The organism is Caulobacter sp. AP07, assembly GCF_000281955.1.
Classification (GTDB): Bacteria; Pseudomonadota; Alphaproteobacteria; order Caulobacterales; family Caulobacteraceae; genus Caulobacter.
Window position 1 is genome coordinate 74,240 of the sequence record NZ_AKKF01000167.1, and the last position, 12,465, is coordinate 86,704.

Here is a 12,465-nt window from a genome sequence, read left to right on the forward strand (position 1 = left end):
GCCGAGCCCTGCGGCCGAGAACGGGCGACAGCCTCAGGGCAGCAGCACGGCCTTGACGAAGTCGCCTCGCGCCTGGGCGGCGACGGCCTCGTTGATCTGGGCCAGCGGGAAGGTCTTGATCAGGCGGTCAATGGGAAATCGGCCCGCCTTGCGCAGCGCCACCAGTTGGGGAATGAAGCCGTCCAGGTCGCTGTCGCCCTCGACGATCCCGTGAATTCGAAGACCGGCGCTGACCGCGGCGGTCAGATTGACGCTCAGACTGTCCTCGCGCCTGGCCGGAACGCCGACCAGTCCGAGAAGGCCGTGTCCGCTCAAGGCGGCCAGGGCCGCCTCCGCCACGGCCACGCGGCCGCTGGTTTCGAAGGCGAAGTCGACGCCGCCCGGCAAGATGGCCCGGATGGCGGCGGCGACGTCGCCGTCGCCGTCGCCGGGATCGACCACATGGGTCGCGCCCAACTCCAGGGCTAGGTCGCGGCGCGCGGCGATCGGTTCGACCAGGATGATGCTCGCGCACGCCTGGATCACCGCCCCCATCACCGCCGACATCCCCACCGGGCCGCCGCCGAAGATGGCGATCGTCGAGCCGGGAGGGCAGGCCAAGGCTCGCATCACCCCGCCGGCCCCGGTCTGGAAGCCGCAACCGAGCGGACCGAGGAGTTCCAGCGGCGCATCGGCGTCGTCGATCCGCACCAGATTGCGTTCGTAGGTCAGGGCGTGGCTGGCGAACGAGGATTGGCCAAAGAAGTTGGCGGAAACCGCCCGTCCCTCGAGGCTCAGGCCCGAGGAGCCGTCAGGCCGCGCGCCCGAGAGGTTCAGACCGCGAAACTGCCCGCAATACGACGGCAGGTGCTCCTGGCACCGCGCGCAGCGGCCGCAACTGGAAAAGCTCATCACTACCCGGTCGCCCGGCTTGACCTTGGTGACCGCCGATCCCACCAACTCGACCACCCCCGAGCCCTCGTGACCCAGGACGGCCGGCAGCGGAACCGGGATGAACTGGTCGCGCGCGACCAGATCGGTGTGGCAAAGCCCGACCCCGACGACCCGCACCAGAACTTCGTCGTCCCGTGGCGTTTCGATCGTCACCGATCGCAGGACAAACGGGCTATGGGCCTCGAACGCCACGGCGGCCTGAATTTGCATGGTCTCTCCTGGGTCGGTGGCGACCTTGGCTTGATGGGTCCTGGAACCGCAGCGAACCGGGTCTTTGTCAGATCGGATAGTGACCCGGCTGGGTCTCGACGGTGATCCAGCGCAGTTCGGTGAAGGCGTCGATCCCGGCCTGGCCGCCGAACCGACCGTAGCCCGAGCCCTTGAGGCCGCCGAACGGCGCGTGGGCGTCGCCGCGCACGGTGGAGCCGTTGACATGGCACATGCCCGACTTGATCCGGCGGGCGAGCGCCAGGCCTCGGGCGATGTCGCGCGTGAAGACCGCGGCCGACAGGCCATAGTCGGTGTCATTGGCCAACTGGACGGCGTGGTCCTCGTCCCGCGCCCGGATGATCGCGACCACCGGCCCAAAGCTCTCCTCGCGAAACAGCGCCATCTCGGAGGTCACGCGGTCGATCACCGTGGCGGGCATCAGCACGCCGGTCGCCGCGCCGCCGTTGACCCGCACGGCGCCGGACGCGATCGCTGAGGCCACAAGGCTCTCGACATGGGCCACGGTCTTCAGGTCGACCACGGCCCCGAGGGCGGCGGCGCCCGCCCGCGGATCGCCGACGTCCAGGGTGGCCACCTTGGCCCTGAACTTCTCGACGAAGGCGTCGGCGACGCCGTCGACCGCGATGATGCGCTCGGTCGACATGCAGATCTGACCCTGGTTGAGGAACGCGCCGAAGGCTGCGGCCTTGACCGCCTCGTCCAGGTCGGCGTCCTCCAGCACCAGCAGCGGGGCCTTGCCGCCCAGTTCCAGCAGCACTGGCTTGAGGTGCTCGGCCGCGCGACGGGCGATGATCTTGCCCACGGCGGTCGAGCCGGTGAAATTGATGCGGCGCACGGCCGGATGGTCGATCAGGGCGGCGACGATCTGGGCGGCGTCTTGCGGGGCGTTGGTGACCAGGTTGACCACGCCGTCCGGCAGCCCGGCCTCGACGAAGGCCTCGACGATCAGGCCGTGGGTGCGCGGGCAGGTTTCCGAGGCCTTCAGCACCACCGTGTTGCCGCAGGCCAGCGGCGTGGCGATGGCCCGCATGCCCAGGGTGACCGGCGCATTCCACGGCGCGATGCCAAGCACGACGCCGGCCGGTTCGCGGATCGCCAAGGACAGGGAGCCGGCCCTGTCGGACGGCATGACGTCTCCGCAGACCTGGGTGGTCAGGGCCGCGGCCTCGCGCAAGGTCGCCGCGGCGTTCATCACGTCGCGGCGCGCCCATCCTTGCGTCGAGCCGATTTCGCTCATCATCGCTTCGACGATGGCGGGCGTCTTGGCCTCCAGGGCGTCGGCGGCCTTGGACAGCAGGGCCCGTCGCGGCGTGGGACCGACAGCACCCCAGTTGGCCAGCGCCGCCTGGGCGCGATCGGCCGTGGCGATCACCTCGTCGATGGTCATGGCCGCGGCGGTGGAGGCCACCAGGCCGGTGACCGGGTCAAGCCGTTCGAAGCGCGCCGACGTCGTGGTGGCCGGGGACGGAGTATCGCTCATCCTGGTGTCTCTTTTTCAAAGGCCCGCGCCGCCGGTGGCGGCCCAGGACTTGGTCCACGGGCGAGGTCTGGATCGCCCAAGCCCGGCTTTCAGGGGCGCGGCTCGGCCTTCTCCCTGCGCACTGGCGGGCATGATCGGGTTGGCCGCGCATCGGTCCGACCGCGTCAGACCAGCAAGGTCGCCGCCACGTCCTGGGCCGACGCCGCAACCTCCTCGCGCCCGTGCCGGCGAAGCGCCGCCATCAAGCACAGGAGAAACACCATCGTCCCGACGCCGGTGACCAAGGCGAACACCGACATGGCGTGGGCGAGCGCCAATGGCCCGCTGAACATCGTATCGGAGAGGATCGCCACCAGCGTCGGCCCCAGCGCGCCGCCGATGACGCCCAACGGCAAATAGTAGGCGACCGACATCCGGCCCATGAGCTCTGGCGGCGTCACTCGCGCCAGCAGCACCGATCCGATGGGAAGCAGCGGTCCGGCGACGACGGCGCCCAGTCCGATCATGGTCCAGGCGAGGGTCGCGTTCGTCACGAGCGGCACGGCCGTATAGAGGCAGGCCAGGATCAGCACCAGGCCGGCCGCCAGATGAACGATGCTCAGGCCTCGCCGGGTGAAGAGATCGATCACCAGCCCGCCGGCCAGCATCCCGCCGACCCCGAAGACCAGACCCTGCAGTCCGTAGACGATGCCGATCACGTCCAGCGCAAGGCCAAACTTGCGCGCCATCATGGTCGGCGTCCAACTGGTGATGCCCAGAATCAGCAGCGCCATGCACGAGGCGTAGAGGATGAGCGAGGCGTAGAATCCAGGCCGACGCTGCAGCATCTGGACCACGGCGCTCACCCCAAGGCCGGGGTCGCTGCTGGCCGCGCCGCGTCGCCCCTTGGGATCTGGACGCAGGAGCAGGAGCAGCAGGAGCATCGGCAGGGTGAGCAGACCGCTGAGGATGAACATCACTTGCCAATCGGCAAGGTCCCTCAACACCGGTGTATGTGCGAACCTGCCCCTGCGCACCCATCCGAGCAGCGCGCCGCCCCCCGACAGCGCGATCGCGCCGCCGACGAACGGGCCCATGCCGATAACGGAGAACGCCCAGCCATGTTTTTGCTTCGGCACGCGGTCGGCGACCAGCGAGAAGGTGGCCGGCGTGACGAAGGCTTCAGCCGAACCGATCCCGATCCTGGCGACGAGGAGACTCCAAAAGCCCGTCGTGAAGCCGCAGACCAAGAGCAAGGCCGACCAGGCGCCGGACGTGATCGCCAGCACCTTGCGTCGGTTGACACGATCGATGACGAGGCCGGCTGGAACATTCATCATCGAGTAGGCGAGACTGAAGAAGAACCCGGTCGCCAGACTGACCTGGGTGTCGGTCAGTCCCAGATCCTTCTTGATCGGTTCGATCAGCAGCGGCACGAGCGAGCGGTCGATCCAGGCGAAGGTGGAGACCACGAACAGAATGAAGATGACAAGGTTGGGACCTTGCCCGCGGACCGACGCCGTCGCGTTTGTTTCTGCGCCCACCTTCATCGTCTCCCTGGCCGACAGCGCCCAGCCGCCAGGATCTTCGCGCGACCTCACGGCCAAGCGTCGATGCTGTCCCGGAAGGGCTTGCCCGAGTGTGCGCATCGATCGATAGACCCCGACATCACTCTCTAAGGGGACAGGGCCCATCTCCATGGCCCGCCCAAGACGATGTCGAAAGGGCGTCACCGCGCCAACCTCCTAGAAGAGGCGCCCCTGCGTATCGTCTGCGCGAGACGGCCTGCCAGACCCGCGCCGCCGCGCCATCCTATCCGTGGCGAGCCTTTCCGGGCGCTATCGCTCCGCAACGCGCGACGAGGCGCCAAATCGGCGCAGGACGGGCGAGAGAAACCCCAGGAGGCTGACCAGTCCGCCGAGCGCGCCCATCAGCACGAACAGCCAACGGATTCCGATCAGTTCGCCCAGAGGGGTCGTCAAGGCCAAGCCAATCGGCGCGGCCAAGCCCATGATCGTGCTCAGAAGCGACAGGACGCGGCCCTGTAGATGATTGGGCACGGTGGTCTGGATGAGGGTCGTGAACGGCGCGTGGCCGATGATGAAGGTGATGCTGCTGAACACCCAGAAGACCACGGCCAGCCAGAACATGTCCGCCGGCGCCAGCGCGACAAGGGCGAGTGTGAAGCAGGACAGCGCATACCCGGATAGCAGCCAGAGCATCAGCCGTCTGGGCGCCAGCGCCGCAACGAGCAGGCCGCCGGCGATCATGCCCGCGCCGCCCAAGCCCTCGATGATCGCCACCTGCTCGGCGCCGCCGCCAAAATGCTCCTTGACCAGCAGCGGCACCAGCGTGAACGACGGCATGATGACGAGCACGACGCCGGCCAGCAGGCCGTAGATGCGCCTCAGGGCGGGATCGTCCCAGACCAGATGCACGCCCTCCTTGACCTCGCGCCAGAGGCCGGCGCGCTGCGCTTTGGGCGCGCGGTGCTGGGGGATGGCGAAAATCAGCAGCGGGACGATCCCGATCAAGGCGGTGACCACGTCGATGCCGAGCGCCCAGCCGATCGGCATGAGGGCGATGGCGAGCGCGCCCAAGGGCGCGGCGGCGACCGTCATGATGCCCATCATCGTCTGGTTGAGGCCGCTGGCGCGCGGCAGGAAACGCGCCGGGACTAGCATCGCCGTGCTCGCGGCGGCGGCGGGCGCCTGAAAGGCCTGCATCGCGCTGCGGACGAACATCATCGTATAGATGTGCCAAAGCGCGATGTGCTGGGTCAGGAAAAGCGCGATCAGCACCAGCATGCAGATCGCGCTGACGCCATCGGCGGCGATCATCAGGAGGCGACGGCTGTGGCGGTCGGCGAAGGCTCCGCCCAGAGGGCCGAGCAAGGCCTGGGGCAGCAGCGCGACCATGCCTGCCGTCGCCAGCGCCGCCACGCTGCCGGTGGTGTCGGTTATCCACCAGATCAGGACGAACTGGGTCAGGGCCGAGCCGATGAGGGACAGCGCCTGGCCGACGAAGATCGACCAATACCTAGGTTGCCATCGTGTCCCGGGATCGCCGGTCATGCCGGCGCCGGGGTCGAAGGCGACGGTGGAAGTTGGATCGGGCATGGCGGGTTCAAGGGCAAGCTCCAGATGGTCATGGCGAGGTTTTCAAGGCCTTGCTTCCCGCGATCTGGCGAACAATGGCCAGCCGACCGGGCTGTGATCTAGGTTCGCTGGCCGGTCGCAGGCTGCGAAGGCGGACGGGTTTTCGAGACTAGCCGCGCGATGGGCGGGCGCCCGAGCCGTGGACCGTACGCCAGCGCCGCGCGACCTAGCTCCGCGGCAGCCCACCCCCCAGGGCGCGATAGAGGTTGACCCCGCTCGACGCTCGCTCCTGCTGCAACTGCACCAGCGCCTGCTGAGCGGCATAGAGGCTGCGTTGGGCGTCGAGCAATTCCAGGCGGCTGTCGAGGCCGGCGCGGAAGCGTTGGTCGGAAAGTTCGGCCCGCCGCCTGGCCGCGCCGACCGCGGCCTGCTGGGCGCTGATCTGCTGGGTGAAGGTGAGCCGTCCGGCCAGGCCGTCGGCGACCTCGCGAAACGCTGTCTGGATCGCCTTCTCGTAGGTGGCCAGGGCCGCTTGGCCGCGTGCTTGGGCGAGCGCATGCTGCCCGCGAAGGCGTCCGCCCTGGAAGATCGGCAAGGTCAACTGCGGTGCGAACGACCATGAGCGGCTGGCGCCGGTGAACAAGTCGTCGAGCTCGGCCGATGCGTAGCCGGTCTGCCCGGTCAGGCTCAACTGAGGGAAAAAGGCGGCGCGCGCGGCGCGCACATCGGCCTTGGCCGCCTCCAGCCGCTGCTCGGCCTGGCGGACGTCGGGGCGGCGTTCGAGCAACTGCGCCGGCAGGCCGGCCGGCAGTTCGGCGAGAACCGGCTGATCCGCCAGCGCCATAGGCGCGGGCAGATCGTCTGGCGTCGGCGCGCCCACGGCGAGCATCAAGGCGTTCAGCGCCATTTGATGCGCCCGCAACGCGCCATCGACGTCCGCCTTGCCGCCCTGGGCTTGGGCCTGGGCTTGCACGAGGTCCAGGTCGCTGGCCATGCCCGCCGCGCGAAGCTGCTCGGTCCTTTCCAGGGAGATGTTCCAGTCCCTCGATGTCGTCGCCGCCAAGGCCAGACGCTCCGCGGCGGCCCGCTCGGCCAGGTAGGCGTCGGCGACCGTGGCGATGACCGTGATGCGCGCGGCGCGCGCGCCCTCCTCCGCGGCCAGGTAGCTGCTGAAGGCGCTGGCCGATTGCGCGCGAAGGCGACCGAAGAGATCGATCTCGAACGCGGTCATCGACAGGTTGGCCGAAGCTTGCTCGGACGGGCCGGCCACGCCGCCGCGGGCATAGCCTCCCGCGGCCTGGATCTGCGGGAGGAAGCTGGCGCGCTGAATGCGCAACTGGGCCTTGGCGGCGTCGGCGTCGAGCAACGCCGCGCGAAGGTCGCGGTTTTCGGCCAGAGCCAGATCGACGAGCGCGCGCAGGCGCGCATCGCGAAAAACCGAACGCCAGTCTTGGTCGGCGGCGTTGGCCTGATCCCGGGCGTCGGACAGCGGATAGGCCGCGGGCGTGGCCAGGCTCGGCGGGGCTTGATCCGGAAGGCTTTGACAGGCCGAGACGCTGAGGGCGGCGACGAGCGCCGCGACGATGTGGCGATGGGGCATGGTCAGGCTCCGGCGCGCGTTTGACGCGGTTCCCTGGCCGATCGCGGGCCCTTGAGCCTGGCGGCGATCGACTCGGCGAAGGTGAGAACGAAGACGAAGAAGACCGGGACGAAGAAGATCGCCAGGAAGGTGGCGGTCAGCATGCCGCCGAACACCCCGGTTCCGATCGAATGCTGGGTGGCCGCGCTGGCCCCCTGGGCGATCATCAGGGGCACGACGCCCAGGGTGAAGGCCAGCGACGTCATGATGATCGGCCGCAGGCGCAGGCGAGCCGCTTCGATCGTCGCCTCGGCCAGACCCCTGCCCTGCTCGCGCAGCATCTTGGCGAACTCGACGATCAGGATGGCGTTCTTGGCCGACAGGCCGATGATCGTGATCATGCCGACCTTGAAGAACACGTCGTTGGGCAGGCCGCGGATCATTGTCGCGGCCACCGCCCCGATCAGGCCTAGCGGCACGACCAGCATCACCGAGAGCGGAATGGTCCAACTCTCGTAGAGACCGGCGAGCACGAGAAAGACCACCAGCATCGAAAGCGCCATGAGCATGGGCGCTTCGTCGCCGCTGACCCGTTCCTGCAGCGACTGTCCGGTCCAAGCGACCGAAAAGCCGGCTGGAAGCTGGCCAGCCAGACGTTCCATCTCGGCCATGGCGTCGCCGCTCGCGACCCCCGGCGCGGCGTTGCCGGAAATGCGCGAGGTCGGGTAGCCGTTGTAGCGCACCATCTGCAGCGGCAGGTCTTCCCAGTGCGGGGCGACAAAGGCCGACAGCGGCGTCATGCCGCCCGAGCGGTTCTTGACGTAGAGGCCCAGAACGTCGTCGATCTGCATGCGCGCGCCGGGTTCGGCTTGAACGATGACCTGCTGCAGGCGGCCCTGATTGGGGAAATCGTTGACATAGGCCGAGCCCATGGCCGCCGACAGCGTGCTGTTGATCGCATCGAACGACACGCCTTGCGCTTCAGCCCTCTCCCGGTCGATGTCGAGCCGCAGGCTCGAACCGTCCGGCAGTCCATCGGGATAGACGCTGGCCAGCTTCCGGCTGCCCGCGGCCAACCGCAGCAACTGGGCTTGCGCCGCGGCCATGGCCGCCGGCCCCTGGTTGCGCAGGTCTTGAAGGCGCAGGGCGAAGGCCGAGGAGGTGCCAAGCTCATCGATGGCTGGCGGATTGACGGCCGTGACCGTCCCGTCCCTTACCGCGCTCATAGCCTGCTGCGCCGCCGCTACCTCGGCCTGCGCGGTCGCGCCATGGCGCTGGTCCCAGTCGACGAGATTGGTGAAGGCCATGGCCGCGTTCTGGCCAGATCCGCTAAAGCCGAACCCGACGATCGAGGTGTTGCTGGCGATCGCCTTGCGGGTCCCCAGATGCTGCTCGTATTGCTTGATGACCGCCCGCGTGCGCTCGGCCGTCGCGTCGGCCGGAAGGGTGATCATCGTCAGGAAACTGCCCTGATCCTCGTCCGGCAGGAAGGCTCCGGGCAGGCGGGCGAAGGCGACCGCCAGCAGGGCCACAAGGGCGACAAACACGATCATCGCCCGGCCCGTGCGCTTGACCAGGCTGGCGATCCAACCGGCGTAGCCTTCGGTCAACCGATCGAAGCGCCGGTTGAACCAGCCAAAAAACCCCTTCTTCTGATGATGATGCGGGTCGACCGGCTTGAGCAACGTCGCGCAAAGCGCCGGTGTGAGCGACAGGGCGAGAAGCGCGGAAAACAGGATGGACACCGCCATCGCCAGGCTGAACTGGCGATAGATCGCGCCCACCGAACCCGAGGCGAACGCCATGGGGATGAAGACGGCCGAAAGCACCAGCGTGATGCCGATCACCGCGCCGGTGATTTCCTTCATCGCCTTTTGGGTCGCTTCCCTCGGCGAAAGGCCTTCCCTGGCCATGATCCGCTCGACATTCTCGACCACGACGATCGCGTCGTCGACGATGATGCCGATGGCCAGCACCATGCCAAACATCGTCAGGACGTTGATCGAGAACCCCGCCAGCAACATCACCGCCAGCGTGCCGAGCAGCGCGATCGGGGCCACGATCGTGGGAATGAGCGTGTAGCGGACGTTCTGGAGGAAGACGAACATCACCAGGAACACCAGCACCATGGCTTCGATCAGGGTGTGGACGACCTTTTCGATCGAGATCTTCACGAACGGCGCCGTGTCATAGGAAATGGCGTAGCGCATGCCCGCCGGCATGGACTTGCCCAGGGAGGCCATGCGGTCGCGCACGCCCTGGGCCGTCGCCACGGCGTTGGCGCCCGGCGCCATCTGGATCGCGGCCACGGCCGAGACCTTGCCGTTGTCGGTGGTCTCGAAGGCGTAGCTCTGCGATCCAAGCTCGACCCTGGCCACATCTTCAAGGGTCAGGCGCGAACCGTCGGCCTTGGCGCGCAGAGTGATGGCCTTGAACTGCTCGACCGTCTGCAACTGGCCCGAGGCTGTCAGCGGCACGCTGACGGCCTGTCCGGCCGGGGCGGGCATGTCCCCCAGTCGGCCGGGCGCGATCTGCAGGTTCTGGGCGGCGATGGCGGCGGTCACCTCGCTGAAGGCGATGTCGGCGGCCGCGAGCTTCTTGGGATCGATCCAGACGCGCATCGCGCGTTCGGAGGCGAAGCTCTGAACCTTGCCCACGCCGGGAACACGCTGGATTTCGCTCACCAGGTTGCGCACCACGTAGTCGCCGAGTTCCTGACGATCGAAGGCCCCGTCATCCGACGTCACCGAGACCATCATCAGGAAGCTCGAGGCGGCGGCCTGGACGTCGACACCGTTCTGCCGCACCGTCTGGGGCAGACGCGCCTCGACGGTCTTGAGCCGGTTTTGCACGTCGACCTGGGCCATGTCCGGGTTGGTTCCAGGCCGGAAGGTGGCGGTGATCGACGCCGAGCCCGACGTGTCGGCCGAGCTCTCGAAGTAGAGCAGGTTCTTGACGCTGGCCAATTCCCGCTCGATCGGCGCGATGACGCTGTCGGTCAAGGTCTGGGTCGTGGCCCCGGGATAGCTGGCCGAAATGCTCACGCTCGGCGGCGCGACGGACGGAAAGCGCGCGATCGGCAGGCGCGGGATCGCCAGCAGGCCGGCGAGGATGATGAAGATGGCGAGCACCCAGGCGAAGACCGGACGCTGAATGAAGAACAGGGGCATGGTCTGGGGTTCCGGCTCAGTCCTGGGGGGCTTGGGTGGGTGTCGGGATCGACGCCGCGCCACGCCAAGGCGTGACCTTGAACGGCTGGCCCGAGGCCGCGTGGTCACGCCCCTCGACCACGATGACGTCGTCCGATTGCAGGCCGGCCAGCACCACGTAGCGGTTGTCGACGACCGGGCCGAGGGTGACCGGTCGACTGGCGGCCTGACCGCCGCGTTGGATCACCACGACCTGCGGCTTGCCGCCGGAGAAACTCACGGCCTGCTGGGGAATGCTTGGCAGGTTCCGCGCCGGGCCGCGCGGCAGGCGCGCCCGAACGAACATCCCCGGAAGCAGCCGGCCCGTCCTGTTGTCCACCTCGATCCGCGCCCTCAAGTCGCCCGTTCCAGGGTCGACCGCGACTTCGGAAAAGAGCAGGCGGCCCGACAGCCCCATGGGCTTGCCGTCGGCGTCCAGCAGTTCAACCTGGGGCGAGCCGCCGCCGCCCGCGTCTCGAAGCGCCAGCAATCGCGCCGCCGGCTGGCGCACGTCGACATAGACCCGGTCGATCTGCTGCACCGTGGCCAGCGCGTCGGTCTGGCCCTGGGCGACGAGCGCGCCTTCGGTGACCGACGCCGCGCCGATCCGGCCGGAGATCGGCGCGGTCACCGTCGAAAAGTTCAGGTCAAGCCGGCGCCGGGCCAGGGTCGCCCGGGCGCTCAGAAGGTCGGCGTCGGCCTGGGCGAGCGCCGAAACGGCGTTGTCGTAGGTCTGGCGGCTGACCGCGTCGGTCTCGACCAGCGGCGCCATGCGCTGGGCCTGAAGCCGCGCCTGGATGCGGACGGCCTCGGCCCGACGCAGCGCGCCGGCCGCGATGTCGGCCTCCACGCGGAAGGTCGCCGGGTCGATCTGGAACAGCGGCTGGCCGGCGCGCACCAGAGCGCCCTCCTCGAACAGGCGGCGGCGAACCAGGCCTGCGACCTGGGGCCGAATTTCAGCCGTCCTGAAGGCCGAAACTCGTCCCGGCAGGTCGTCGGTCAGCAAGACGGCGTTGACGGTCGGCGTCGTCGTCGACACGACCGCGGGAGGCGTAGCCGCCGGCTCACCCCCATGGCAGGCGCAGACCATGAGAGCCAGGACCGCCGTACTGGTGGTCCGGGCGATGCGCGAAGCCTTGGCCATGTCATCCTTCTCCTACAGGCGAGGACAAAGGAGCCCGCGCGTCGGGGGGTCTTTCGCAGCGCCGTGCTGCTGGACCGTGGAAGTTTCGTGGAGGGTTCATGGAGAGACCGGCCATGCTCTTGGCGGATCTTCAGGAGCGCCTAATCTTCCGCCCATGAACGAACTGGTGCTCATCGCGGAAGACGATCGCGACATCGCCGATATCCTGGACGGCTATCTGACGCGGGAGGGGTTCCGCACGGTCTGCGCGGGCGATGGCCAGGTGGCCGTCGACCTCTACGGCATGCTGCGCCCCGACGTCGTCATTCTCGACGTCACCATGCCCAAGCTGGACGGATGGAAGGTGCTGACCGAAATTCGCCGACGAGGCTCCACGCCCGTCGTCATGGTGACGGCGCTGGATCAGGACGTCGACAAGATCCACGCCTTGCGCAACGGCGCGGACGACTATGTCGTCAAACCGTTCAACCCCGTGGAGGTGGTCGCGCGGGTGCAGGCGCTGCTGCGGCGCGCCAGCGCCTCTCGCAGCGACCGGTTGCTGAGGGTTGGGCCGCTACGCATCGATCCGCAGGACTATCTGGCCGTGATCGCCACGCCCGACGGCGAGCGCAGCCTCGACCTGACCCTGACGGAGTTTCGGCTACTGGCGCACATGGCGCGCCAGCCTTCACGCGTCTTCACGCGGGCCGACCTTCTTGACGCCTGCCTGCCGGGCGACGATGTCCTGGAGCGGACGGTCGATAGCCATTTGAGCAAGCTGCGGCGCAAACTCGAAAGCGCCGGCGTCACCACCTTGCTGGGCGGCGTTCGCGGCGTCGGGTATCGGCTGGGGG

At 68.4% G+C, this 12,465-nt stretch carries 8 protein-coding genes; 1 reads left to right on the top strand and 7 read right to left on the bottom strand.

From position 1 onward, the window contains the following. Positions 1-33: 33 nt before the first annotated feature. The 7 genes from PMI01_RS14645 to PMI01_RS14675 form a co-directional block, all read right to left on the bottom strand. Positions 34-1,143 (bottom strand): NAD(P)-dependent alcohol dehydrogenase, encoded by a 1,110-nt coding sequence (locus PMI01_RS14645; protein ID WP_007670086.1) that lies wholly within the window; start codon positions 1,141-1,143, stop codon positions 34-36. A 67-nt stretch (positions 1,144-1,210) separates the two neighbouring features. Then, positions 1,211-2,644: an aldehyde dehydrogenase gene (locus PMI01_RS14650; RefSeq protein WP_007670089.1), complete on the bottom strand. Its 1,434-nt coding sequence runs from the start codon at positions 2,642-2,644 to the stop codon at positions 1,211-1,213. Positions 2,645-2,808: 164 nt separating this feature from the next. Next, positions 2,809-4,224, bottom strand: coding sequence for an MFS transporter (locus PMI01_RS14655; RefSeq protein ID WP_238537064.1), 1,416 nt, complete (start codon positions 4,222-4,224; stop codon positions 2,809-2,811). 237 nt (positions 4,225-4,461) lie between these two features. After that, complete coding sequence (locus tag PMI01_RS14660; protein WP_007670096.1) at positions 4,462-5,742, bottom strand: MFS transporter; 1,281 nt, start codon at positions 5,740-5,742, stop codon at positions 4,462-4,464. A 205-nt stretch (positions 5,743-5,947) separates the two neighbouring features. Beyond that, positions 5,948-7,321: an efflux transporter outer membrane subunit gene (locus PMI01_RS14665; RefSeq protein WP_007670099.1), complete on the bottom strand. Its 1,374-nt coding sequence runs from the start codon at positions 7,319-7,321 to the stop codon at positions 5,948-5,950. A gap of 2 nt (positions 7,322-7,323) precedes the next feature. After that, the gene (locus PMI01_RS14670) at positions 7,324-10,470 is read right to left on the bottom strand and encodes a multidrug efflux RND transporter permease subunit (RefSeq protein WP_007670101.1); all 3,147 of its coding nucleotides are present in this window, start codon (positions 10,468-10,470) and stop codon (positions 7,324-7,326) included. 16 nt (positions 10,471-10,486) lie between these two features. Continuing rightward, on the bottom strand, positions 10,487-11,632 hold the full coding sequence (locus tag PMI01_RS14675) for an efflux RND transporter periplasmic adaptor subunit (protein WP_007670103.1): 1,146 nt from the start codon (positions 11,630-11,632) through the stop codon (positions 10,487-10,489). A 154-nt stretch (positions 11,633-11,786) separates the two neighbouring features. On the opposite strand from PMI01_RS14675, the gene PMI01_RS14680 reads away from it, so the two are divergent. Continuing rightward, positions 11,787-12,465, top strand: a 679-nt coding sequence (locus PMI01_RS14680; protein ID WP_007670105.1) for a response regulator, incomplete at its 3' end; no start/stop codon positions are given.

Excerpts from the sequence above, each read along its gene's own strand:
- PMI01_RS14645 (WP_007670086.1), bottom strand. The coding sequence starts at position 1,143 with ATGCAAATTCAGGCCGCCGTGGCGTTCGAGGCCCATAGCCCGTTTGTC.
- PMI01_RS14660 (WP_007670096.1), bottom strand. The coding sequence starts at position 5,742 with ATGCCCGATCCAACTTCCACCGTCGCCTTCGACCCCGGCGCCGGCATG.
- PMI01_RS14675 (WP_007670103.1), bottom strand. The coding sequence starts at position 11,632 with ATGGCCAAGGCTTCGCGCATCGCCCGGACCACCAGTACGGCGGTCCTG.
- PMI01_RS14670 (WP_007670101.1), bottom strand. The coding sequence starts at position 10,470 with ATGCCCCTGTTCTTCATTCAGCGTCCGGTCTTCGCCTGGGTGCTCGCC.
- PMI01_RS14665 (WP_007670099.1), bottom strand. The coding sequence starts at position 7,321 with ATGCCCCATCGCCACATCGTCGCGGCGCTCGTCGCCGCCCTCAGCGTC.
- PMI01_RS14650 (WP_007670089.1), bottom strand. The coding sequence starts at position 2,644 with ATGAGCGATACTCCGTCCCCGGCCACCACGACGTCGGCGCGCTTCGAA.